Genomic DNA, 22859 nt, shown 5'->3' on the forward strand with positions numbered 1-22859 from the left:
GTCTCTCGCTCAAGTCCGGAAATACCGGCTATGGTAACCGGCCCGAGCGCGTTTCAGTAGCGAATTTCCGCCAGTTCCCGCAGCCGTTCCGGCGTCGCCACCGGTAAATTGAAAAAGCGCAGATAGGCGGGGATCATCTCAAACAGCATGTCGGTACCGCGCTGGATCGCGCAGCCCCGCGCCTGTGCCGCCCGCAGCAGAGGCGTCATTTCGTGGGTCATCACCACTTCTCCCACCCAGCAGGCGGGCGACAGCCGCTGCGGGTCCAGCGGCAGCGGGTCGTCGGCCTTCATCCCCAGCGGCGTGGCGTTGACCACCAGGTCATGCCCCTGCGGATCGCGCTGCATCAGGCTGAGATCCAGCGCCGGATAGTGCTGCAGCAGGCGCCCGGCCAGCGCCTGCGCCGCCTGCGGATGGCTATCGTAGAGCGTCAGGGCGCTGACCCCCGCCGCCGCCAGCGACGCGGCGATCGCCGAACCGACGCCGCCGCAGCCGACCACCAGCGCCCGCGCGCCCTGAGGCTGAAAGCCCTTGCGGCGGAGGCCAAGAACGAAGCCGTCGCCGTCAAACATATCCCCGCTCAGGCTGCCGTCGGCCTCGCGACGAATGGCGTTGCACGCCCCGGCAATGGCCGCCGCCGGGCTGAGATGCTGCACCAGGCCGCAGGTGGCAATCTTGTGCGGCATGGTGACCAGCGCGCCGACGATGTTGGTCATCGAGAACAGCGGCGCGATAAAGGCGGCATAATCCTCCGGTTTGACCCCCATCGGCACCACTTTGACGTCCACCTGCTGGTTTGCCAGCCACGGGTTATAAATCATTGGCGCCTTAAAACTGGCGGTCGGATAGCCAAGATGCGCTATCAGCCGCGTATTGCCACTAATCACCATGTTCTATCCCTTTCCCTATTTTGCCAGCTCGATACGTTTGACGTCGCCAAGAATAAACAGATACGCCACCACCCCGAGCAGCGCCGCGCCGCCGATATAGATGAGCGCGTAGAAGAAGCTGCCGAAGGCCGCGACGATAAAGCCAATAATCAGCGGCGTGAGGATCCCGGCCAGATTGGCGCAGAAGTTAAACAGCCCACCGGTCAGCCCACCCAGCCCCTGCGGGGCGATATCGGAAATCAGCGTCCAGCCGAGGCCGACCATGCCCTGACCAAAGAAGGCGAAGGACATCACGAGGATCACCGCCAGATCGCTGGTCAGCCAGTTGGCGGAGATAATCGTGCTGGCCATCAGCAGGCCGGCAACGATAGGCAGCTTGCGCCCGAGGTTCGCCGAGCCGGTGGCCTTCAGCAGCTTGTCGGAGACCCAGCCGCCGAACATCACCCCGCCGGCGGCGGCAAGGAACGGCAGGATGGCGAAGAAGCCCACCTTCAGCCACGGCATGTGGCGCTCGGTCGCCAGGTAGGTTGGGAACCAGGTCAGAAAAAAGACCAGTACCGTATTGCCGGCAAACTGACCGATGCTGGCGCCGAGGATCTGCCGCTTGCCGAGCAGTTGGCGGACCAGCGGCCAGCTGAAGACCATCCGCTGCTGCGTCGCGTTAGTCATGCCGCCGCCGCTGGCAATATGCTCGCGCTCCTGCTGGCTCAGCTGCTTATCCTCATGCGGATCGCGGTAGCAGCGCCACCACACCAGCGCGAACAGCACGCCAACCGCGCCGACGCTGATAAACAGCGTTCGCCAGCCAAAGCTACCCATGATCCAGAACAGCAGCGGTGAGAAGCAGGCCAGCCCAAGATATTCGCCCACCGTATACACCGCGGTGGCTTTGGCTCGCTCCTGCTGGGGGAACCAGGCGCTGACGACCCGGCTGTTGACCGGAAAGCACGGCGCTTCGCTGACCCCAAGGCCAAAACGGCAAAGCAGCAGCGTCTTGAGGCCAATCGCCATGCCGTGAAACAGGGTAAACAGCGACCACAGGGTCAACGACAGAAAATAGGTCACCTTGTTGCCGAAGCGGTCGAGAAACAGGCCGCCGGGGATCTGCGCCAGCGCGTAGGTCCAGGCGAAGGCGGAGAAGACGATCCCCATCACCGCAGCGTCAATGCCGAGCTCGGAGGTTAGGCTGGGGGCCGCAATGCCTAACACCGTGCGGTCAAGGTAGTTAATCATCGTACCGACGGCCAGCAGCGAAAGGATCCCGATCCGCCGCCGGGAGCGGCGAGCGGTGGTCGCGGTCTCTGCCGTCGCCGCGTGGTTATGGCTATAAGAACTCATAGTTGTTTCCTGTCATAGACACGTTATCACCCGGGCCGCTTTTGCGCGGACGGCAGGAACGTTGCCGCCTTAGCGCAGCGCGAATGATGCGGTGCGTGGGGTGCAGATGAATGTTGTTATTGTATGGGTGATACGCACTCAATGAACCATTTGATACAAACTAGCCGTACTGCATCGCCGAAAGGCGTACCGCCGCGTTTGCCGCGCCGTAGAGCGCGTAGCCGCCGCGTCTTTCGGTCAATTCAAAGAAAAAACGCCCCGATGAGAACGGTCGGGTGTAGAGATGCAGGAATTCGCCGCCCTGACCATCGCGGTCGTAGAGGATCTGCAAACGTTTGAGCTGCGCCGCGCGCTCGTCGGCGCCAAAGCGCGCCACCAAATCCTCGTAGTAGTTTGCCGGGATCGGCAGCGCGTCGAGGGAGACCTCAGGCAGGGTATCGAGGGTGGCCGGCAGATCCCGGCAGGCGAAGGCCGCATGTTGCAGCCCCGCGCCCTGATAACAGGCAACGGAGCGGGCAATCTGCGTCCCGCGGCTTTGAGAAATATTCAGCGCCAGGCGGATGTTGCCCTGCGGGCTGTGCACCGCGAGGCTGCGCACCAGACCGTACGGGTCCGGCAGCGTCTGTTCGTGTTCGAGCGTAAAGCCGAAGACCGTGCGGAAGAAGATAATCCAGTTGTCGCGGCTGTCCGCCTCCATCCCGAGCGCCAGGTGATCGATGCCGCTGTAATCATCGCGCACGGCCGCAGGCGGCTGCAGGTGGAAATCGCGGGCGTAGATATCGTCCTCGTGCTCAATCAGATAAATCAGGCTGCCGTCCGGGGCGCAAACCGCCGGAATCGGGCTTTCATTCGGCCCGGCGTCGCCCTGCCAGGTGGCGTAGCCGTAGGCGCGAGCGCGGGCAATAATCGGCGCGCTGCGGCTGACGCTAAGGGCCATCGCGCACAGCGAGATCCCGTGGCGCTGGTAGAAATGGTCGGCCCAACTGTGCGGCTGAAAGTTGACGACGGCTCTTGCCGCCCCGTTACGCCACAGCGCCACCTGTTTCGAACGATGCTGGCCCTCCTGCTGAAAACCCAACTGCGCCAGGCGCTGACCGAGGGTTTTGGCCTCGGAGGGGCTGGCGGCAAACTCAATAAACTCCAGCCCGGCGTAGTGCGCGGGTTCCGGCGCGTCAAACAGCGCCGCATCGCTGCTTGCCAGCTGGCGCCGGGTCTGCTCTTCCAGCCACAGCAGCGAGCGGTAGCCGTCTTTCGCCGTCGCGCCGTTCGGCGAGGCGCGAAAACCATCGTTAAAGATCTCCAGCGACCACGGGCCGCGATAGCCGCAGCGGGTCAGCTCGCAGGCAAAATCCACCAGCGGCAGCTGCCCCTGGCCGGGGAAACAGCGGAAATGACGGCTCCACTCGAGGACATCCATCTTCATCAGCGGCGCGTCGGCAAGCTGCAGGAAGGTGATTTTAGCCACCGGCACTTCGTGCAGGCGCGCCAGATTATCGCCGCGCGCGAGGATATGGAAGCTGTCGAGCACGATGCCCATTGCCGGGCTGTTGACCGCTTTTACCCGCTCCCAGGCCTGATGCCAGAGGTTAACGTGCGTCCCCCAGGCCAGCGCCTCATAGCCGACGATAATCCCCTCCTGCTCCGCCAGATCCGCCAGGGCGCGAAGATCGGCCACCTGCAGGGCGATATCGGCGGAGCAGTCCGGCTGTACGTTGCTGCACAGCAGCATGGTGTCGCAGCCGAGCTCATGCATCAGCGCGAATTTTCGTTTCGCGCGCGCCAGATTGGCCGCAAACTGCGTGCGGCTGGCGCCTTCAAAATCGCGAAAGGGTTGAAAAAGCGTGATTTTTAGCCCTAAATCAGTCGCCAGGTTACGAATATCCGCCGGCGTGCCCGTATAATAGAGCAGATCGTTTTCGAAGATTTCGACGCCCTGATAACCCGCAGCGGCAATGGCGTGAAGCTTTTCAGGTAAGGTACCGGAAATCGAGACGGTGGCGATTGAGCGCTGCATAGATCCTCGTGTCATCAGCGGACGTGAGCCCTGAATATGTATCATCTGGTTCATTCGCGCCACACAAGGTTGCTAAATTGTGATCGTTATGTGTATTTTTTGTCTCTCAAAAAAAAGGAGTGGTTATGTCCGTGGTTGCTCATGATGAAGCACAATCCCTGAAAGAGCGGATCTTCGCCGCCGCGATTGCCGTATTTGCCGAACACGGGCTTTCGGGGGCGCGGATGGAGCAGATCGCCGTCGAAGCGCAGACCACCAAGCGGATGGTGGTCTACTACTTCAAAACTAAAGAGCAGCTGTATCAGGCGGTTCTGCAGCACGTCTACGCCCGCATCCGCGAGACGGAGCAGCAGCTTGGGCTGGAGCAGCTTCCTCCGGTTGAGGCGCTGGTTCAGCTGGTGAAGTGGAGCGTGCGCTATCACGCGACGCACGCCGACTTTATGCGCGTTATCTGTATGGAGAATATGCAGCGCGGGAAGTGGCTGCAGGCATCCGGGCAGCTAAAACCGCTGAACCGAACCGCCCTGTCCATCCTGGAGGATATTCTCCAGCGCGGGCAGCAGCAGGGAATTTTTCAGGCCGGGCTCGAGGCGCGGGACGTTCATCGGCTGATCAGCAGCTTTAGCTTTTATCAGGTCTCGAACTTTTACACCTTCAGCAGCCTCTATCTCGACGATCCGCTGCCGGAAATCGACGATGAAGCGATGGTCGCCCACCACTGTGATATCGCGGTAAAAGCGGTGGTGCGCTTCGTTATCTCCTGAAGCCTGAAGGGCGGCCGTCGGCGTTATTCATGTCCGGATAAGGCGTGAATAACCCGGGTCATCGCTTCATGAGTCAGCTCAGAGCGGGCGATTTTTGAATTCGCCAGCGCGGTGCGCACGACGCCGGCAATCACGATATGTTTCGGTTCCTGACCAAGATCGCGCATTTCGAGCACCACTTTCCCCACCACGCGGCACATTTCTTGGTACAACTCGTCGTCTTTTGCTCGGTTTCCCATCGAATCTCACTCACAAATTATCATTATCAATCAAATCATTATTGATATGTTTTCCGTATAAATCAAACCAGCCCGTCGTTTCTTCGCTAATGGCGAATTTCCGCAACAAAACCACGGCAAAAACCGCGCGTCGGGAACGATTTAGCTTATCGACTGGCGAAAATTTGTGTTGCGGATAAGATTGTAATTGGTGTGAGTTTTGTTGCGTTTGTATAACGAAAAATGAAACGTTGTTTTCATTTTCCTTTTTTGTTTCATCGTCGTATAATGCACACCGAATCTTTCTTGAATGGTTTCAGCACATTGGACTGCATGACTAAAAGCATACAAAATTGCCTCTTTTCATGGGCTGAACCGCCAGCACACATTCTTCTGCACGCTTTTTTGTTGTCACCTATCCTTAGAGCGTGCCATAGCAACTTTCGCAATACAGGTTTGACTCCACGGCACTGCGCCCACGGAGCGAGATTCCCCAATCCTTCACAACTTAAAGACTAATACCTTCATGAAAAAGACCAAAATCGTTTGCACCATCGGTCCGAAAACCGAATCCGAAGAGATGTTAACCAAGATGCTGGACGCGGGCATGAACGTCATGCGTCTGAACTTCTCTCACGGCGACTATGCTGAACACGGTCAGCGCATCCAGAACCTGCGCAATGTGGTGAGCAAAACCGGTAAAACCGCCGCTATCCTGCTGGATACCAAAGGTCCGGAAATTCGCACCATCAAGCTGGAAGGTGGCAACGACGTCTCCCTGAAAGCGGGCCAGACCTTCACCTTTACCACTGACAAATCCGTGGTCGGCAACAACGAAATCGTCGCCGTTACCTATGAAGGTTTTACCTCTGACCTCTCCGTAGGCAACACCGTACTGGTTGACGATGGTCTGATCGGCATGGAAGTGACCGCCATCGAAGGTAAAAACGTTATCTGTAAAGTGCTGAATAACGGCGACCTCGGCGAGAACAAAGGCGTTAACCTGCCGGGCGTCTCTATCGCTCTGCCGGCGCTGGCTGAGAAAGACAAACAGGATCTGATCTTCGGCTGTGAACAGGGCGTTGACTTTGTTGCCGCATCCTTTATCCGTAAGCGTTCTGACGTGGTAGAAATCCGCGAGCACCTGAAAGCTAACGGCGGCGACAACATCCAGATCATCTCCAAGATCGAAAACCAGGAAGGCCTGAACAACTTCGACGAAATCCTTGAAGCCTCTGACGGCATCATGGTTGCTCGTGGTGATATGGGCGTTGAAATCCCGGTTGAAGAAGTTATCTTCGCCCAGAAAATGATCATCGAAAAATGTATCCGCGCGCGCAAAGTGGTTATCACCGCGACCCAGATGCTGGACTCCATGATCAAGAACCCGCGTCCGACCCGTGCGGAAGCCGGCGACGTTGCTAACGCCATCCTCGACGGCACCGACGCCGTGATGCTGTCCGGCGAATCGGCCAAGGGTAAATACCCGCTGGAAGCCGTCACTATCATGGCGACCATCTGCGAGCGTACCGATCGCGTGATGACCAGCCGTCTGGAGTTCAACAACGACAACCGCAAGCTGCGCATCACCGAAGCCGTTTGCCGTGGTGCCGTTGAGACCGCCGAAAAACTGGAAGCGCCGCTGATCGTCGTCGCTACCCAGGGCGGTAAATCCGCTCGCGCCGTGCGTAAATACTTCCCGGATGCCACCATCCTGGCGCTGACCACCAACCAGACCACCGCCCGTCAGCTGGTGCTGACCAAAGGCGTTGTACCGCAGCTGGTTGAGCAGCTGGCCTCTACCGACGACTTCTACCGTCTGGGCAAAGAGCTGGCCCTGCAGAGCGGTCTGGCGCGTAAAGGCGACGTTGTTGTGATGGTCTCCGGTGCGCTGGTTCCGAGCGGAACAACCAATACCGCATCCGTGCACGTGCTGTAATAATTTACAGGCTAATACCTGTTTTTTTAAAGGCGCCTCCCTGAGGCGCTTTTTTTTATTCAATCCCTAGCTGCTCTTAATAAAAATGCAAATCGGAATTTACTATTTAATAAGAGATTATCTAAGATGAATCCGATGGAAGCGTCCTGTTTTCACACGGCTTTTTAAACTAATCCTCCAAATTCGTTGTTTCTTTGAGCGAACGATCAAAAATAGGCGTATTACCGTAAAAAAATATTCTCATCCCAAAAAAGTTTGTGTAATACTTGTAACGCTACATGGAGATTAACTCAATCTAGAGGGTATTAATAATGAATCGTACTAAACTGGTACTGGGCGCGGTAATCCTGGGTTCTACTCTGCTGGCTGGTTGCTCCAGCAATGCTAAAATCGATCAGCTGTCTTCTGACGTTCAGACTCTGAACGCTAAAGTTGACCAGCTGAGCAACGACGTGAACGCAATGCGTTCCGACGTTCAGGCTGCTAAAGATGACGCAGCACGCGCTAACCAGCGTCTGGACAACCAGGCTACTAAATACCGTAAGTAATAGTGCCTGTATAATAGAAATGGCGCACATTGTGCGCCATTTTTTTTATTCCGCTCAACCCGATTTACTGCACTCTTTTGCTCTCATCCACCGGCGCATTCTGCACCGACAAATTCGATACCGCCCCTCCAGTACTGCTCTGCTCACCGCCAGAAACCACCACCGGATAGCCCGCTCGTCTCGACAGCGCGCGCTTCAGCTGCGCCTCATCAACGGACTTATCGCCGGAAAACTGATGGAATTCTGCCGGCAGCGTATAGGCAAGGGTGCGGGTATTGCCGCTTTCATCCTGCGACAGCGGCCGGTGTACCTCGACGTAGCGCCTGCCGTCCGGTTCAACCGCAAACTTCACCGGCTGATTGATAATGCGTACCGGCGTACCGGTCTTCACCTGGCTAAAGAGCGCCTGAATGTCGGCGGCGTTCATGCGCATACAGCCGGAGCTGACCCGCAGGCCAACGCTGTCCGGCGCGTTGGTGCCGTGAATGAGGTATTCGCCGTTACCGTACGCCAGACGCAGCGCATAGCGTCCCAGAGGGTTGTTTGGCCCCGCCGGGATAACGGGCGGCAGCTTAATCCCTTTCTCCAGCGAGCGGGCGCGGATGCCCGCCGTCGGGGTCCAGGTTGGATTGGGGATCTTCTGCCCAACGCGGGTGGTCATCTCCGGCGTTTCCAGACCAAGCTGGCCAATGCCGAGCGGATAGACCTGAACCAAATTTTGCCCCGGCGGGAAATAGTACAGCCGCAGCTCCGCCAGGTTCACCACAATCCCCTCCCGAGGCGTGTCGGGCAGCAGCATCTGCGACGGGATCAGCACCTGGGTGCCCGGTTTAGGCTCCACCGGCGCCAGCGTATCGTTAGCTTCGAGGATCAGCATTGCCGCGGTATCAAAATGACGAGCAATCGCCTGCAGGTTGCGATCCCCCTCCTGTACCGTCCAGAATTGATTTTGACCAATGATCCTGCTGTTAGCAGGAGGAAGTGGGTAATCTACCGCCCAGGCGCCGTGCTGAGCGCTCAGGGCCGTCAGAAGGGATATCGTGAGGAGAGTCGCGCGTTTCATACTGAGATTCCTTCTTTCGCTAATAAAACGCCAGGATCTGTATATCGGCGGGAAACGCGTTCCCACCGAACGTAACAGAATGAAATCTACCTGTTTATTCTAGCTAAGATTTGCGGCTTTCGCGCGAATTGCGCGAATCATGGCTTCCAGCCCCTGCGACCGCGATGGCGTAAGGTGCTGAGTCAGCGCCATCTTTTCAAACCACGGGCGAACGTCAAAAGCGGTGATATCTTTGGCCGTCATCTGGTCATAGAGGATAAACACCACGGCGATGAGCCCCTTGACGATAGCCGCATCGCTATCGCCGCGCAGCGCGAGCACGCCCGATTCGCTCTGCTCGATAACAATCCATACCTGGCTCTGGCAGCCCTGGATAATATTTTGCGCCGTATGCTCCTCGGCGCTCAGCGGCGCCAGCCGCTGGCCAAGCTCAATAATATAGAGGTACTTCTCTTCCCAGTTCGCGCAACGGCTGAAGTTGCGCAGCAGTTTATCTTTATCCGGTAACGCCGCCATGATTGCTTCCTTTAGCCTAATAGCCGGTGAATGCGCTGTAGTCCTGCGACCAGCCGATCCACGTCTTCCGTCGTATTGTACATCGCCAGCGACGCCCGACACATCGCCGGTACGCTAAAGAAGTCCATCAGCGGCATGGCGCAGTGATGGCCGGTGCGGATGGCGATGCCGTAGTTATCGAGGAAGCTACCGACGTCGTAGGCGTGGTGCGCCCCGAGATTAAAGGCGATCACCCCGAGCCGCTGCGACGGGCCGTAGACGATAAGCTCCGGCACTTTTGTCAGCTCCTGCAGCGCGTAGCGCATCAGGGTCTGTTCATATTCGCCGATCTGCGCAAGCCCCAGCGCACTGACGTACTCCAGCGCCGCGCCAAGCCCGATAATCCCGCCGGTATTTGGCGTCCCCGCCTCAAAGCGCCACGGCGCTTTTGCCCAGGTGGTGCCCTGAGTCAGGCTGACGGTGGCGATCATCGAACCGCCCCCTTCCCACGGCGGCATCTCATCCAGCAGGTCCGCTTTACCGTAGAGGATCCCGATCCCGGTCGGGCCGTACAGCTTATGTCCGGAGAAGACGTAGAAGTCGCAGTCCAGCGCCTGGACGTCCACCGCGTGATGCATCACCGCCTGAGCGCCGTCCACCAGCACCCTGGCTCCGTGCTGATGCGCCAGGGCGATCAGCGCCGGCACCGGGTTTTCAATGCCCAACACGTTAGAGACCTGGGTGATGGCCAGCAGGCGGGTACGCGCGTCAAACAGGCCCGGTATCGCATCCAGCTGCAGGGTTCCGTCCGGATTGAGCGGGATCACCCGCAGCTCGGCGCCCACCCGGGCGCAGAGCAGCTGCCACGGAACGATATTGGCGTGATGCTCCATGGCGCTGACGATGATGTTATCCCCGGCCCTCACGTTGGCGTTACCCCAGCTATTGGCGACCAGGTTAATGCCTTCGGTAGTGCCGCGAACGAAGACCAGCTCCTCCGCTGAGCACGCGTTGAGGAAGGTTGCCGCCTGCTGGCGAACCTGCTCCATGCGCGTCGTCGCCTCCGCGCTGAGAGTGTGAATACCGCGATGCACGGCAGCATAGCCGTGGCGGTAAAACTCCGCCTCGGCGCGAATCACCGCCTCCGGCTTTTGCGCGCTGGCGGCGCTGTCCAGATAGACCAGCGGCTGGCCGTTGACCTCCCGGCCGAGCAGCGGAAAATCTGCGCGGACTCGTTCAACAGAAAATGTCATGCTGTCTCTCCCGGTAAACGCTGGCCGATGCGCGCGAGGATTTGCTGCCTGAGCGCCACGTCGCCGATGGCTTCCGTCAGCTCGGCGGCGAAAGCGTACAGGATCATGTGCTGCGCCGCCTGCTGGGTAATGCCGCGCGAGCGCAGGTAAAACAGCTGTTCGTCGTCGATGCGCCCGATGGTGGCGCCGTGGCTACACTTGACGTCATCGGCGTAAATCTCCAGCTGCGGCTTGGTATCCACCTCCGACAGCCGGCCTAACAGCAGATTGTTGTTAGTCATCTGGCCATCGGTTTTAATCGCGTTCGGCGCAACGTTAATCAGGCCATTAAACACCGCCCGGCCTTTGTCGTTGACGATGGTTTTATGCAGCTGGCGGCTGTTGCAGTAGCCGACGTCATGGTTCAGCCAGGTGCGGCTGTCGCAGACCTCGTTTTTGACCGGCATCGCCAGCGAGTTGATCCGCAGGTTGCTGTTCTCACCCCGCAGCTGCACGCTGGTATTCTGCCGCAGCACCGCGCCGCCGAGCAGGAAGCTGCTGCTAAAGGCCGACGCATCGCGGCCCAGAGAGAGGTCGTTGTGGGCAAAGTGGTAGCTCTGGGCATTTTCAAACGCCAGCTTGATATGCTGCAGATGGGCGTTATCCGCCACCGCGGCGGTCAGCCGTCCGCCGGTAAAATGGCGCTGCTCGTTGAGGCTGACGTAGTACTCCATAATCGTCGCCTCTGCGCCGCTCTCCAGCTCCAGATGATGCCGGTAGTGCGCGGTGTTCATCTCTTCGCCCGCCAGCCCGCGCGTCACGTGCATAATCAGCAACGGCCTCGCGGGGCGCTGGTTGCGCTTCACGCGAATGCGGGTCACCGTCGGCGCCAGGCTTTCGGTCAGGTGCAGAAACAGCTCCGGCTGCAGCGCGTCGGGCAGTGCCTGACGCTGGTTATCGATATTCACTTCGTAACCGCTGTCGCCCAGCGCGTCGCTCAGCGCTTCGCTGTAGCGGCCATCGATAAACACCAGCCGCCAGGCGTCGACGGAGAGCGCCAGCGCGTCCCGCTGCGCCTCGGTTAGCGCCTCGGGCTGCGGGGCAACAAAGGTACCGCCAAGCAGCGCATCCAGCGGGGTATATTTCCAGTGCTCATGTTTACGCGTCGGCAGCCCCAGGCGCAGCGCCTGTTGCAGGTGCTGGTGCGCTTCCGGCGTTCTCAGCTCCGCCTGCTCTTCAAACAGGTGGTGCCACTGCTGCAGCGCGTTACTGCTGTTCGGTAAGCCAGCCATAGCCCTGCTCCTCCAGTTGTTTGACCAGGGTGAAGTCGCCGGATTTGACGATCCGCCCCTGATACAGCACGTGGACGTAATCAGGCTTGATATAGTCGAGAATACGCTGGTAGTGGGTGACGATAATAAACGCGCGCTTACCGTCGCGCAGCGCGTTGACGCCGTCAGATACGATCTTCAGGGCGTCGATATCCAGCCCCGAATCGGACTCATCGAGAATGCACAGCTCCGGCTCCAGCACCGCCATCTGCAGAATGTCGTTGCGCTTTTTCTCGCCGCCGGAAAAACCGACGTTGACCGAGCGGGTCAGCAGATCTTCCGGCATCTTCAGCAGCTTAATTTTCTCTTCCATCAGATCCTGAAAATCGAAGCGATCCAGCGGCTCCTGCCCGCGATAGCGGCGCACCGCGTTCAGCGCCGTTTGCAGGAAAAACTGGTTGCTGACGCCCGGAATTTCCACCGGGTACTGGAAGGCCATAAAGATCCCCTCCCCCGCGCGATCCTCCGGCGCGAGCTCGAGCAGATCCTTGCCCTTAAACTCAACGCTGCCGCCGGTCACCTCGTAGTCTTCCCGCCCGGCAAGCGTTGCGGAGAGCGTGCTTTTCCCGGAGCCGTTGGGCCCCATAATGGCGTGAACTTCGCCGGGTCGGATATCGAGGTTCAACCCGCGCAGGATCTCTTTATCGTCAACGGATACCTGCAAATCTTTAATACTTAACATGTATATTCCTTAATTCGGCAGTCTGCTTCGGGCGGCGCCATCGCGCAGCCGGCATGGGCCAGACTGTTAACCGACGCTGTGTTCAAGGCTAATCGCCAGCAGTTTTTGCGCTTCCACGGCAAATTCCAGCGGCAGCTCTGAGAAGACATCCTTACAGAAGCCGTTAACGATCATGGAGATCGCATCATCTTCACTGATCCCGCGCTGTAGGCAGTAGAAAAGCTGATCTTCACCAATTCGCGAGGTGGTGGCTTCATGCTCCAGCTGGGCGCTGTTGTTACGGCACTCGACGTACGGGAAGGTGTGCGCCCCGCAGTCCGGTCCGATCAGCATCGAGTCGCACTGGGTAAAGTTTCGCGCGTTGGTCGCCGTCGGCATAATTTTGACCAGCCCGCGGTAGCTGTTCTGGCTTTTACCGGCGGAGATCCCTTTGGAGATAATCGTCGAGCGGGTGTTTTTACCGATATGAATCATTTTGGTGCCGGTATCCGCCTGCTGGTGGCCGCTGGTCAGCGCCACCGAGAAGAACTCGCCGATGGAGTTGTCGCCGCGCAGAATGCAGCTCGGATACTTCCACGTTATCGCCGAGCCGGTCTCCGACTGGGTCCACGACATTTTGCTGTTTTCACCTTCGCAGAGCGCTCGCTTGGTGACGAAGTTGAGGATCCCGCCGGTGTTGTTATCCCCGGGGAACCAGTTCTGCACCGTGGAGTATTTTACTTCGGCATCTTTGTGGATGATGACCTCAACCACCGCCGCGTGCAGCTGGTAGCTGTCGCGAACCGGCGCCGAGCAGCCTTCGATATAGCTGACGTAGCTGCCCTCGTCGGCGACGAGGATCGTGCGTTCAAACTGGCCGGTTTTTTCGGCATTGATACGAAAATAGGTCGATAGCTCCATCGGGCAGCGCACGCCTTTCGGCACGTAGATAAAGGTGCCGTCGGAGGCGACCGCGGCGTTCAGCGCGGCGAAGAAGTTGTCATTGCCGGGCACCACGGTGCCGAGATATTTTTTCACCAGCTCCGGATGATCGTGGATCGCTTCGCCAAAGGAGCAGAAGATGATGCCCTGCTCTCCCAGCTTTTCCCGGTAGGTGGTGGCAACCGAGACCGAGTCAAAGATGGCGTCAACTGCCACTTCACGCCCTTCGCGCACCGGCACGCCCAGCAGATTGAAGGCCTCTTCAACTTCGCTGGTCAGATAGTCAGCGGGGCCGGTTTGCTGCACCGCACCCGGCTCGGAGGCACAGGTGTCGTCGCAGTTGCCGCAGGAGGGCGCGGAATAGTAGCTATAGTCCTGATAGTCCAGCTTATCGTAGTGCGCCTTGAGCCAGTGCGGCTCTTCCATTTCCAGCCACGCTCTGAAGGCGTTCAGCCTGAACTCAAGCATCCACTCCGGCTCGTTGCGGCGGGCGGAGATCGCCCGCACCACCTCTTCGTTGATGCCCTTGGCCAGCTCATCAGTCTGTAACCGGGTAAAAAAGCCTTCTTTATAATTCAGCGGCCCGCCGGTCCAGGTTTTGACATCGTCAGTTGTTTCAGTATTACGAGACATAATTACTCCGCCTGAACCCCAAAGCTTTCACCACAGCCGCACTCGTGCTGCGCTTTCGGGTTATGAAACTTAAAGATTTCATTTAATCCTTCCCGAACGTAATCCAGCTCCGTACCATCAATAAACGGCATGGCCTGCAGCGGCGCCCACAGCTTCGCGCCTTCGAACTCAAACAGCAGATCGTCTTTCGCGGGCTCTGCGATAAGCTCCATCACGTAGGCAAAGCCGGCACAGCCGCTGGTTTTCACGCCAAGACGCAGCCCCTGCATTGGCGGCTGCTTGCTCACCAGGTCACGGATATGGGCGGCAGCAGCGGGCGTCATGATCAGGCCACGCCAACTAAAATCGTCGGGGTTAAAGGTTCCTGCTTGTAATTCCATCGGTCTACCTCATTGGTTGGCGCCATCAGGGCATCTCACCATGTTAGTGATAACGATTATCACTTCAACCCATCTGGAGAAGGGGTATTCGCCCATGCGACCCTTTTATGGCCCTTTTTATAAGCATAGACCCTGCTTTACTGCTTATCAGGTCTCTTTTTTTCTATTTAATAGACTGAAAAATAATAAGTTATTTGATGTGGGTTGGCAGAAGATGCGGCAATGGAAAAGATGCATCGAAAATACCGATTTTTGAGCCAGGAGATGAAAAAATCCGCCTTTCAGTGACTTATCGGATATTCAAGGGGTTATATAGTCACAACGTTGCGCCATCAAGCGCCTCCGGTCTCTTCCCGCCCGGCGCTGAAGGCGCGGCGGCTTTTCAGCTATGCCGCTAAAAACCTGACCCAATCGCATAACGTTGACTGACCTCACGAATATCACACCCAATCTATAAGCATTATCTGAAAACAGGGGTTGTTGTGTGGCTATGTGTAGACATTTTGGTTATAAAGTCGACCGTCCTTCGGGGATTAAGTTTTAATCGCTATGATCAAGCTGGTGTACAATCCTCGTCTATAATTTCTACAGGTTTCGGCATGATGTCGGAGCCACTGATAACCTGGAGCTTTTGTCGTAACGGATGATAGATATCAGTATTATGTCGATGTGCATGGTCGTTCTTTTGGTGATGAGCGTACTGCTGGACTGAAAGCCTGTTGCGCCACAACTTTATGCCGCCGCTGTTCCGATTCTCGCCGTTTATCGGCCGGCCATAGCCGTGTCCTGATGAAACCGGCCCTCGGTTTTACCTTCCCGCACGCCCTCCACAGTCGTTAATAAATAAGGAGATTTGGAGGATTCGCCCCCGGTGGGATTGTCGGCCCGAAACCTAACCTCTAAGATTTTAGCCACACACTTAAGAGGTAACGAAGATGAAAGGAACAATCATTGCCCTGTTAGCAACCGTTTCTATTGCCGCCGCCAGCGCCTTCGCCGCGGATAAAAGCGAAACGCCGCCTGCGCGGGATAACGCCGGACAGCCGCCGTTTGAGATGAACCAGCAGCGTGGCCCCATGCCCTTGCCGCCGAGAAAGCCGCTGCTCTTCTCCGCGACCGTTGCCAGCGATAATCCGACTGATACCATTAATAAGCTCACCGCGTTAATCCCTGCCAGCAAAGCCCGGCATTATGAAGTCCATGTCGAAGTCGTCGCCGTACCCAATATGGCAGAGACCGGGCCCCTGTGATTTTGTCGGCTTAATTAAACCGTGCAGGCGCGATGAATAAGCGGTTGAAATGGATTTGCCCGCCGGGTTTATGGGGTTGTTTGTCACCCGACGCATTGGCATGGCTATTATGCAAACGAAAAAAAGCTGCCAGTAATAGCGGCAGCTTTTATATCAAACGACTCAGTCTGATACTGAAGGGCTATTAGCTCTTAATTTTTTTGTAGATAAACAGCACCACCAGCGCGCCAATTACCGCAACGACAAAGCTCCCGAAATTAAACCCGTCAACCTTGCCAAAACCAAAGAAGGTGCTGATCCAGCCGCCCACTACCGCACCAATGACCCCCAGAATGATGGTGACAAAAAAGCCGCCGCCGTCTTTGCCCGGCATGATCCACTTAGCTAAAATACCGGCAATAAGACCAAAAATGATCCAGGAAATGATACCCATGGTTAACTCCGTCCTCTTTGTTGCTCTGCAAGTACAGTAACTAAATAGTAGCATACGCAGAACGAATGAATCATGAATTATATATTTATTAGATGATTACTTGCCGCACAAGCCGTCATGGTCTACATATCATGGGGAGCTGTTAACGTTAAAAGAGGTAAAAGATGGGGTATTACGTCATTAAGAAGTCAGAGAAGAGCGTGTCCCAACCCTGGTATTTCTTACTGAAGGCCGATAACCACGAAACCATCGCCACCAGTGAAATGTATTCCTCGAAGGATGCGGCGAAAAAAGGAATTGCCTCGGTGCAGAAGAATGGCCCGAGTGAAATAATTAAGGATGAATCGCTATAAAGAATATGGGGGAAAAATTTCCCCCATATATCACTTCAGGCAACGAGCGCGGTCTTAAACCACCGCCGTCGTCAGCCGCGATGAGCAGCACAGACGTCCCTGCTCGTCGGATATTTCAATCTGCCACACCTGATGGCGAGACCCGACGTGTAGTGCTTTGCAGACGCCACGCACCCGACCGCCGCGAACCGAACGGATATGGTTAGCGTTAACCTCAAGCCCCACCACCTTTTGCTCGCCCTCGCTGCATAAATAGCCGGCAACCGAACCCAGCGTTTCGGCCAGCACCACCGATGCGCCGCCGTGCAGCAGGCCGAACGGCTGATGGGTTCGGCTGTCTACCGGCATCGTGGCTTCAAGGGTGTCATCGCTAAACACATCAAAGCGGATATCCAGCAGACCCACCATATTGCCCTCGCCCATGCCGTTGAGCTGTTCCAGCGTTGTCTGACGTTTCCAAATCATCCCATAATCTCCAGCAGCGCCTGCAGCGGGTGACGTACGCCGCTGCCTTCAATACGCTTAACCTGACTACGACAGGAGTAGCCGGTCACCAGACAGCGGTTGCGCGGCAAACGCTGCATCGCCTGTTGCCAGGAAAGCGCGTAAATCGCCAGCGAGTTGGCATGGTTTTTAACCTCATGGCCGTAGGTTCCGGCCATACCGCAGCAGCCCACGCTGACGTTTTCCAGCTTCGCACCAAAGCGCGCAAAGATTTCGGCCCACTGTTTCGGGGCCGTCGGGAGCGCCGTGACCTCCGTGCAGTGGCCAAACAGATACCACGCCTCGCCGCCGTTATCCTGCACCGCGTTTTCAGGCAGCGCCCGCGGCAGCCATTCATGCACCAGCATCACGCGGAAGTCGCCGCGCTTATCGCCCAGCGTCTGGTTGTACTCATCGCGATAGCACAGCACCAGGGCCGGATCGACGCCGACCATCGGGATCTCGAGCTGCGCCATCCGGTTGAGGAAGTCCGCCGTTTTCTGCGCCGTACGGGCGAAACGCGACAGGAAGCCTTTAATATGCTGCGCCTTACCGTTTGGTGAAAACGGCAGCAGCACCGGCTGATAGCCGACCTTTTCCACCAGCCGGATAAAATCAGCCACCACCTGCGCATCGTAGTAGCTGGTGAACGGATCCTGCACCACCAGCACCATTTTGGCCTTTTGCTCGGCGCTCAGCGCTTCAAGCTGTTCCAGCGTCATATTCGCCGAACGGTGGCCGACCATTTGCTGCTTCAGCGACGGCGTAGAGAGCAGCGGTAAATCCACCATCCCGATGTGCTTTTCCGACAGCTTGCGCATCCACGGCTGGTTAATGAAGAAGTTAAAGGTTTTCGGCGCCTGCGCCATCAGCGGCGCGTAGGATTCCACCGTCGCCACCAGATGGTCGCGAACCGGGCGCAGATAGCGGCTGTGGTAAAGCTGCAGGAAGCGCGAACGGAACTCAGGAACGTCGATTTTAATCGGACACTGGGTAGAGCAGGCTTTACAGGCCAGGCAGCCGGACATCGCCTCTTTGACCTCATGGGAGAAGTCATACTCGCCCTTGCGCGCGTGCCAGCTGTTGCGGGTACGCTCGATAAGCTCGCGCAGGCTGGCGCGTTTCTCCGCCAGCTGGCTCTCCAGCTGATTGGGATCGATACCCCGATCGGCCAGCAGACGCAGCCATTCGCGCACCAGCGTTGCCCGGCCTTTCGGCGAATGGATACGATGATTGCTCACCTTCATCGACGGGCACATCGGGCTTTTAACATCAAAGTTAAAGCACAGGCCGTTACCGTTACACTCCATCGCCCCGCGCCATGAGCTGCGTACGGCAATAGGGATCTGGCGATCGAAGGTGCCGCGTTTTACCGCGTCTATCTTCATCATCGGCGCATCGACGCCTTCCGGCGGGCAAATTTTACCCGGATTAAGGCGGTTATCCGGGTCAAATGCCGCCTTCACCTTCCGCAGCTCGCCGTAGAGCTCGTCGCCAAAGAACGCCGGACTGTACTCGGCGCGGAACCCCTTCCCGTGCTCACCCCACAGCAGGCCGCCGTATTTGGCCGTCAGGGCAACCACTTCATCGGAGATCTGCTTCATCAGCACTTCCTGCTGAGGATCGCACATATCCAGCGCCGGGCGCACGTGCAGCACCCCGGCATCAACGTGACCAAACATGCCGTAGCTCAGGCCGTGGGCGTCCAGCAGCGCGCGAAACTCGACGATGTAATCCGCCAGATGCTCCGGCGGCACGCAGGTATCTTCGGCAAAGGGAATCGGTTTAGCCGCGCCCTTCGCGTTACCCAGCAGCCCTACCGCCTTTTTACGCATCGCATAGATACGCTCAACGCCGTCCAGCTCGCCGCATACCTGCCAGCCGATGACGCCGGCTTCACCCTGCGCGATCAGCCGCTCCAGGCGCTGACACAGCGAAGCCACCTGGCCGTCGATCAGCTCGACGTCATCGCCGGAAAACTCGACGATGTTCAGCCCCAGCATCTCTTTATCCGGCACGTCGGCGATCAGTTCGCTGACGGAGTGCCAGACGATATCCTCGCGCGCGAGGTTGAGCACCTTCGAGTCGACGGTTTCCACCGACAGCGCGTTGGCCGCCACCATAAACGGCGCATTGCGCAGCGCGGAGTCAAACGAATCATACTTAACGTTCACCAGCCGACGCACCTTCGGCAGCCGGGTGATGTCGAGACGCGCTTCGGTAATAAACGCCAGCGTCCCTTCCGAACCGGTTAATACCCGCGTCAGGTCGAATTCGCTGAGATCGTCATTAAAGACGTGGCGCAGATCGTAGCCGGTCAGGAAGCGGTTAAGTTTGGGGAATTTATCGATAATCAGCTGGCGCTGCGCTTTGCAGCGCTGGTAGACGGTGCGGTAAATGCGCCCGATTGCCGACTGCTCGTTTGCCAGTGTTTCTGCCAGGGCCGCGGGAATCGCCTGGGTATCCAGAATATCGCCCCCCATCAGCACCGAGCGCACGCCCAGCACGTGATCGGAGGTTTTACCGTACACCAGCGACCCCTGGCCGGAGGCATCGGTATTGATCATTCCGCCGAGGGTGGCGCGGTTGCTGGTTGAAAGCTCCGGCGCAAAAAAATAGCCGTACGGCTTAAGATATTGGTTGAGCTGATCTTTAATGACCCCGGCTTCGACCCTAACCCAGCCCTCTTCCGGGTTAATTTCGATAATGCGGTTCATATAGCGGGACATATCAACGACTATCCCCGCGTTCAGCGACTGGCCGTTGGTGCCGGTGCCGCCGCCGCGTGGCGTAAAGACCAGCGTTTTAAAACGCTCATCCGCCGCCACTCTCGCCAGCAGCGCGACGTCCGCCGTGGAACGGGGAAATAAAATCGCGTCCGGCAGCAGCTGATAGACGCTGTTATCCGTCGCCATCGTCAGCCTGTCGGCATAGCTGGTGGCGGTATCGCCGGTAAAACCTTGTTGCTCCAGTACCTGCAAAAAATTCAATACCAGCTGAACAACGCCTGGTGCTTGAGAAATTTGTGGGATCATAACGCTTGACCCTGCCTGACTATGTTGTGTTGTAAAAACTTCATCCTTAGGAGCGCTGTCGTCAGCCGCTTTTGCTGCGCCGAACGTTGACTTAGGCAAACGTCGCGAGCTTTCACCTGCCGGTTCGAGGTATCCTGGATGATTTTGCGTGTGGGTAACTAAACGATTGCGTAGTGCAGTCAACTTTTTATCACATTTTTTTCATATGCGCCCACCAGATTTATGTGCAGAATCAGGCTGGTGAAATTATTGGTATTATTATCCGTATATGGAATTACGCTGCGTCAGCCTTTTGGCGCCACTGGAAAGGTAAAATTTCTCTATGATTAACGATCGTCAGCCCCGGGATATACCGCAGGTTCTGCTATCGGTGCTGTTTTTGTCCCTGATTATTGTTTCCTGCCTGTGGGTCGTACAGCCCTTTATTCTGTCATTTGCCTGGGCAGGTACCGTGGTCATTGCCACCTGGCCGGTACTTCTCCGCCTGCAGCGGCTGCTGTTTGGCAAACGCGCTCTCGCGGTGCTGGTCATGACCGTGCTGTTATTCCTGCTGTTCGTTATCCCGATCGCGCTGCTGGTCAACAGCCTGGTCGATAACAGCGCGCCGCTGATTAAAATGTTTACCACCGGCAGCGTGAGCCTGCCGGATTTTGCCTGGCTGAACAGCATCCCGCTGATTGGCGGCAAGCTCTACTCCGCATGGCATGGCCTGCTGGATATGGGGGGAGCGGCGATCATGGCCAAAATTCGACCCTATATCGGCACCACCACCACCTGGTTTGTGGGCCAGGCGGCGCACATTGGCAAACTGCTGGTCTACTGCGGGCTGATGCTGCTGTTTAGCGCCCTGCTCTACTGGCAGGGTGAAAAGGTGGCCTATGGCTTCCGCTATTTCGCCACTCGCCTGGCGGCCAAGCGCGGCGACGCCGCGGTACTGCTGGCAGGACAGGCCATTCGCGCCGTGGCACTGGGGGTGGTGGTTACCGCGCTGACTCAGGCGGTACTGGGCGGCATCGGCCTGGCGGTCACCGGCGTGCCTTACGCCGCGCTGCTGACGGTGGTGATGATCTTCACCTGCCTCGTTCAGCTGGGGCCGTTGATTGTGCTCATCCCGTCCATTATCTGGCTGTACTACAGCGGCGATACTACCTGGGGCACCGTGCTGCTGGTGTGGAGCTGCGTGGTGGGGACCATGGATAACGTCATCCGTCCGGTGCTTATCCGCATGGGTGCCGACCTGCCGATGATCCTGATCCTCTCCGGCGTTATCGGCGGCCTGATTGCCTTTGGCATGATTGGCCTGTTTATCGGCCCGGTCCTGCTCGCCGTGTCATGGCGGCTGTACGACGCCTGGGTGCACGAAGTTCCGCCGCCGCCGAAAGACCCCGAGCAGGTGCTGGCCGAGCTCACCGAGCTTAATGACGGCAATATCAAAAACAGCAAATAAGATCTGGCAGGGACATAGTAAGGCGGGGAAACCCGCCTTAAACATAAATAAACCTTATACATTCATGCCTGCCTGACGCTCTCACCGTACCTTTGGCTACATATCCCACGCATATTCTTCACTTCAATTTAACTATTGAGAGGAATCCGATCGACGCAAAAAGTCCCCGTGTCTACTATATGAGCACGGTTATAAATCAACACCTTGATTTATAAGCATGGAAATCCCCTGAGTGAAACAACGAATTGCTGTGTGTAGTCTTTGCCCATCTCCCATGATGGGCATTTTTTTGTCTAAAACCGATTACTTAGATATATATCGCAAACGCTCAATGCACTACTTATGTACAGCCAGGGGGTTCAGGGGCATCCATAGTACCCACTTCAAAATCAAAGAGATGGAGTGTGTATTGCCTGCCTGAATATGTGTCTAATTTTGACTACATCCCGCCCATTGAGTAAGCAGAGAATGGCCCGTTGACACGGTCTTAAACGGTAAGTAAACAGCCATAACTGGCAGTATCGTCCTTACCGGATGTCAGGCGCAAGCTGCGGTATCTCTGATGCCACGTTTTACACGTGACATAAAAAATACGATGGGATTTCCCCTTCTGAACTCAAACATATATGGCAGCTGGAAGAGAAAAATCTCAGGCTGAAGAGGCCGATTGCCGATCTCAGCCTCGACAAGGCGATGTTGCAGGATGTTCTGGCAAAAAGATCTGACACTGACACGGCTGAGCGAATGGGTCAGGAATATACAGGCAATTACACAATTTAGATTACAGTCTCAAATTCTCAGCACCTATGGGTAAGCTCTCTAAACTTAAGATGGTTTCAACGCCTAAACTAGCAACGTTCATAGGCCGCTGGGTACCGTTCATAGGTTATACTCAATTGATTGTGGCAGTTACAGTGACAGCCAAGCGTTCTCGAGATAAATACAACCAGATTGCCAGACCTTCAGACCGTATATTATGGACTGACTTCTAATGAGAGATTTTGAATCAGAAGTTATACAATATTTAATGGATAACTATCCTGTAAGGCGCCACTGGTTAAAACCGGGTTTGAAACAGGTGACAAAAGAATGGACGCTTCAGGATGATTTCAAATTTTCACCCGAAGATGCACATGATTTTCTGTTGGACGTGTTTGAACACTCCGGCTTTGACGGGACGAACTATTTTGAATATGAGTATCCATTCTGGCAAAACGCCCCCCTTGAAAGAGAATTTAAACCACTTACGGTGGAAATGATCGTTAAGTCTGCCAAATCAGGTCGCTGGCTTTATGAATAACAAAACCCTCTGCTACTTAGGATATTTTTCGCTCTATAAGACTGACTGTAAAATATATAACAAGGAGGCTATGGAAAATAAAAAACCCCGCCATTAGCGACGGGGTTTGC

General features: G+C 56.7%; 21 protein-coding genes, 1 other RNA gene and 2 pseudogenes. 10 read left to right on the top strand and 14 right to left on the bottom strand.

The window, feature by feature from the left end; all coding sequences use genetic code 11:
- Window positions 1–53: 53 nt before the first annotated feature.
- From GVK32_RS17210 to GVK32_RS17220, 3 genes are all read right to left on the bottom strand, one after another.
- Window positions 54–890 carry a shikimate dehydrogenase gene (locus GVK32_RS17210; protein WP_159871080.1) on the bottom strand — a complete coding sequence of 279 codons (837 nt, stop codon included), beginning with the start codon at window positions 888–890 and terminating at the stop codon, window positions 54–56.
- Between the two features lie 15 nt (window positions 891–905).
- Window positions 906–2228 carry an MFS transporter gene (locus GVK32_RS17215; protein ID WP_159871083.1) on the bottom strand — a complete coding sequence of 441 codons (1323 nt, stop codon included), beginning with the start codon at window positions 2226–2228 and terminating at the stop codon, window positions 906–908.
- A 160-nt stretch (window positions 2229–2388) separates the two neighbouring features.
- Window positions 2389–4242: a bifunctional sugar phosphate isomerase/epimerase/4-hydroxyphenylpyruvate dioxygenase family protein gene (locus GVK32_RS17220; protein ID WP_159871087.1), complete on the bottom strand. Its 1854-nt coding sequence runs from the start codon at window positions 4240–4242 to the stop codon at window positions 2389–2391.
- A gap of 125 nt (window positions 4243–4367) precedes the next feature.
- Between GVK32_RS17220 and GVK32_RS17225 the strand changes: the two genes are divergently transcribed.
- A complete protein-coding gene (locus GVK32_RS17225) occupies window positions 4368–5006 on the top strand; it encodes a TetR/AcrR family transcriptional regulator (RefSeq protein ID WP_159871090.1) in 639 nt (212 codons plus the stop codon).
- A gap of 23 nt (window positions 5007–5029) precedes the next feature.
- On the opposite strand, the gene fumD is transcribed toward GVK32_RS17225, so the two are convergent.
- Window positions 5030–5245, bottom strand: a complete 216-nt coding sequence (gene fumD / locus GVK32_RS17230; RefSeq protein WP_041146023.1) for a fumarate hydratase FumD — start codon at window positions 5243–5245, stop codon at window positions 5030–5032.
- Window positions 5246–5750: 505 nt separating this feature from the next.
- On the opposite strand from fumD, the gene pykF reads away from it, so the two are divergent.
- The gene (pykF, locus tag GVK32_RS17235; protein WP_076947623.1) at window positions 5751–7163 is read left to right on the top strand and encodes a pyruvate kinase PykF; all 1413 of its coding nucleotides are present in this window, start codon (window positions 5751–5753) and stop codon (window positions 7161–7163) included.
- A gap of 311 nt (window positions 7164–7474) precedes the next feature.
- A complete protein-coding gene (gene lpp / locus GVK32_RS17240) occupies window positions 7475–7711 on the top strand; it encodes a murein lipoprotein Lpp (protein ID WP_001082307.1) in 237 nt (78 codons plus the stop codon).
- Between the two features lie 64 nt (window positions 7712–7775).
- On the opposite strand, the gene GVK32_RS17245 is transcribed toward lpp, so the two are convergent.
- From GVK32_RS17245 to sufA, 7 genes are all read right to left on the bottom strand, one after another.
- Window positions 7776–8774: a L,D-transpeptidase family protein gene (locus GVK32_RS17245; protein ID WP_159871093.1), complete on the bottom strand. Its 999-nt coding sequence runs from the start codon at window positions 8772–8774 to the stop codon at window positions 7776–7778.
- A 99-nt stretch (window positions 8775–8873) separates the two neighbouring features.
- Complete coding sequence (gene sufE, locus GVK32_RS17250) at window positions 8874–9290, bottom strand: cysteine desulfuration protein SufE (RefSeq protein WP_041146026.1); 417 nt, start codon at window positions 9288–9290, stop codon at window positions 8874–8876.
- Window positions 9291–9301: 11 nt separating this feature from the next.
- On the bottom strand, window positions 9302–10522 hold the full coding sequence (gene sufS / locus GVK32_RS17255) for a cysteine desulfurase SufS (protein ID WP_159871096.1): 1221 nt from the start codon (window positions 10520–10522) through the stop codon (window positions 9302–9304).
- Window positions 10519–11793, bottom strand: coding sequence for a Fe-S cluster assembly protein SufD (gene sufD, locus GVK32_RS17260; RefSeq protein WP_159871099.1), 1275 nt, complete (start codon window positions 11791–11793; stop codon window positions 10519–10521). Before sufD ends, sufS begins: the two co-directional genes overlap by 4 nt.
- A complete protein-coding gene (gene sufC / locus GVK32_RS17265) occupies window positions 11768–12514 on the bottom strand; it encodes a Fe-S cluster assembly ATPase SufC (protein WP_041146029.1) in 747 nt (248 codons plus the stop codon). The genes sufD and sufC overlap by 26 nt, the downstream gene beginning before the upstream one ends.
- Window positions 12515–12580: 66 nt before the next feature.
- Entirely contained in the window at window positions 12581–14068 is a 1488-nt protein-coding gene (gene sufB, locus GVK32_RS17270) for a Fe-S cluster assembly protein SufB (protein WP_159871102.1), read from the bottom strand.
- A 2-nt stretch (window positions 14069–14070) separates the two neighbouring features.
- Window positions 14071–14448, bottom strand: a complete 378-nt coding sequence (sufA, locus tag GVK32_RS17275) for a Fe-S cluster assembly scaffold SufA (protein WP_123708280.1) — start codon at window positions 14446–14448, stop codon at window positions 14071–14073.
- Window positions 14449–15383: 935 nt separating this feature from the next.
- Here sufA and GVK32_RS17280 point away from each other — a divergent pair.
- Window positions 15384–15698 carry a hypothetical protein gene (locus GVK32_RS17280; RefSeq protein WP_159871105.1) on the top strand — a complete coding sequence of 105 codons (315 nt, stop codon included), beginning with the start codon at window positions 15384–15386 and terminating at the stop codon, window positions 15696–15698.
- Window positions 15699–15882: 184 nt separating this feature from the next.
- Here the strand turns inward: GVK32_RS17280 and GVK32_RS17285 are convergent, their stop codons facing one another.
- Complete coding sequence (locus GVK32_RS17285; RefSeq protein ID WP_159871108.1) at window positions 15883–16131, bottom strand: GlsB/YeaQ/YmgE family stress response membrane protein; 249 nt, start codon at window positions 16129–16131, stop codon at window positions 15883–15885.
- Between the two features lie 164 nt (window positions 16132–16295).
- On the opposite strand from GVK32_RS17285, the gene GVK32_RS17290 reads away from it, so the two are divergent.
- Entirely contained in the window at window positions 16296–16484 is a 189-nt protein-coding gene (locus GVK32_RS17290) for a YegP family protein (protein ID WP_123708282.1), read from the top strand.
- A 54-nt stretch (window positions 16485–16538) separates the two neighbouring features.
- Here GVK32_RS17290 and menI read toward each other — a convergent pair whose 3' ends face one another.
- Together menI and GVK32_RS17300 are read right to left on the bottom strand one after the other, a co-directional pair.
- Window positions 16539–16949 (bottom strand): 1,4-dihydroxy-2-naphthoyl-CoA hydrolase, encoded by a 411-nt coding sequence (gene menI, locus GVK32_RS17295; RefSeq protein ID WP_133598199.1) that lies wholly within the window; start codon window positions 16947–16949, stop codon window positions 16539–16541.
- Window positions 16946–20002 carry an FAD-binding and (Fe-S)-binding domain-containing protein gene (locus GVK32_RS17300; protein ID WP_159871111.1) on the bottom strand — a complete coding sequence of 1019 codons (3057 nt, stop codon included), beginning with the start codon at window positions 20000–20002 and terminating at the stop codon, window positions 16946–16948. The genes menI and GVK32_RS17300 overlap by 4 nt, the downstream gene beginning before the upstream one ends.
- A gap of 322 nt (window positions 20003–20324) precedes the next feature.
- Here GVK32_RS17300 and ydiK point away from each other — a divergent pair, with 322 nt between their 5' ends.
- From ydiK to GVK32_RS17315, 5 genes and pseudogenes are all read left to right on the top strand, one after another.
- Complete coding sequence (gene ydiK, locus GVK32_RS17305; protein ID WP_159871114.1) at window positions 20325–21449, top strand: AI-2E family transporter YdiK; 1125 nt, start codon at window positions 20325–20327, stop codon at window positions 21447–21449.
- 185 nt (window positions 21450–21634) lie between these two features.
- An RNA gene (gene rprA, locus GVK32_RS17310) (antisense sRNA RprA) lies at window positions 21635–21742 on the top strand.
- A gap of 259 nt (window positions 21743–22001) precedes the next feature.
- Window positions 22002–22172 (top strand): annotated as a pseudogene (locus tag GVK32_RS29225) (IS3 family transposase); the annotation flags it as partial.
- A 65-nt stretch (window positions 22173–22237) separates the two neighbouring features.
- Window positions 22238–22441: pseudogene (locus GVK32_RS29560) on the top strand (STM2901 family protein); the annotation flags it as partial.
- On the top strand, window positions 22441–22749 hold the full coding sequence (locus GVK32_RS17315; RefSeq protein ID WP_159871117.1) for a DUF1493 family protein: 309 nt from the start codon (window positions 22441–22443) through the stop codon (window positions 22747–22749). The pseudogene GVK32_RS29560 and the gene GVK32_RS17315, both read left to right, overlap by 1 nt.
- Window positions 22750–22859: the final 110 nt, after the last annotated feature.

This window comes from Klebsiella sp. 18074 (genome assembly GCF_902705905.1).
GTDB classification, from domain to species: domain Bacteria; phylum Pseudomonadota; class Gammaproteobacteria; order Enterobacterales; family Enterobacteriaceae; genus Klebsiella; species Klebsiella terrigena.

Bases quoted from the DNA above. Each gene is read 5' to 3' on its own strand.
- GVK32_RS17245 (WP_159871093.1), bottom strand. From the start codon at position 8,774: ATGAAACGCGCGACTCTCCTCACGATATCCCTTCTGACGGCCCTGAGC.
- GVK32_RS17280 (WP_159871105.1), top strand. From the start codon at position 15,384: ATGAAAGGAACAATCATTGCCCTGTTAGCAACCGTTTCTATTGCCGCC.
- GVK32_RS17290 (WP_123708282.1), top strand. From the start codon at position 16,296: ATGGGGTATTACGTCATTAAGAAGTCAGAGAAGAGCGTGTCCCAACCC.
- sufB (WP_159871102.1), bottom strand. From the start codon at position 14,068: ATGTCTCGTAATACTGAAACAACTGACGATGTCAAAACCTGGACCGGC.
- GVK32_RS17315 (WP_159871117.1), top strand. From the start codon at position 22,441: ATGAGAGATTTTGAATCAGAAGTTATACAATATTTAATGGATAACTAT.
- ydiK (WP_159871114.1), top strand. From the start codon at position 20,325: ATGATTAACGATCGTCAGCCCCGGGATATACCGCAGGTTCTGCTATCG.
- GVK32_RS17300 (WP_159871111.1), bottom strand. From the start codon at position 20,002: ATGATCCCACAAATTTCTCAAGCACCAGGCGTTGTTCAGCTGGTATTG.
- fumD (WP_041146023.1), bottom strand. From the start codon at position 5,245: ATGGGAAACCGAGCAAAAGACGACGAGTTGTACCAAGAAATGTGCCGC.
- GVK32_RS17215 (WP_159871083.1), bottom strand. From the start codon at position 2,228: ATGAGTTCTTATAGCCATAACCACGCGGCGACGGCAGAGACCGCGACC.
- GVK32_RS17225 (WP_159871090.1), top strand. From the start codon at position 4,368: ATGTCCGTGGTTGCTCATGATGAAGCACAATCCCTGAAAGAGCGGATC.
- sufE (WP_041146026.1), bottom strand. From the start codon at position 9,290: ATGGCGGCGTTACCGGATAAAGATAAACTGCTGCGCAACTTCAGCCGT.
- sufD (WP_159871099.1), bottom strand. From the start codon at position 11,793: ATGGCTGGCTTACCGAACAGCAGTAACGCGCTGCAGCAGTGGCACCAC.
- sufC (WP_041146029.1), bottom strand. From the start codon at position 12,514: ATGTTAAGTATTAAAGATTTGCAGGTATCCGTTGACGATAAAGAGATC.
- pykF (WP_076947623.1), top strand. From the start codon at position 5,751: ATGAAAAAGACCAAAATCGTTTGCACCATCGGTCCGAAAACCGAATCC.
- sufS (WP_159871096.1), bottom strand. From the start codon at position 10,522: ATGACATTTTCTGTTGAACGAGTCCGCGCAGATTTTCCGCTGCTCGGC.
- GVK32_RS17220 (WP_159871087.1), bottom strand. From the start codon at position 4,242: ATGCAGCGCTCAATCGCCACCGTCTCGATTTCCGGTACCTTACCTGAA.
- menI (WP_133598199.1), bottom strand. From the start codon at position 16,949: ATGATTTGGAAACGTCAGACAACGCTGGAACAGCTCAACGGCATGGGC.
- GVK32_RS17210 (WP_159871080.1), bottom strand. From the start codon at position 890: ATGGTGATTAGTGGCAATACGCGGCTGATAGCGCATCTTGGCTATCCG.
- lpp (WP_001082307.1), top strand. From the start codon at position 7,475: ATGAATCGTACTAAACTGGTACTGGGCGCGGTAATCCTGGGTTCTACT.
- GVK32_RS17285 (WP_159871108.1), bottom strand. From the start codon at position 16,131: ATGGGTATCATTTCCTGGATCATTTTTGGTCTTATTGCCGGTATTTTA.
- sufA (WP_123708280.1), bottom strand. From the start codon at position 14,448: ATGGAATTACAAGCAGGAACCTTTAACCCCGACGATTTTAGTTGGCGT.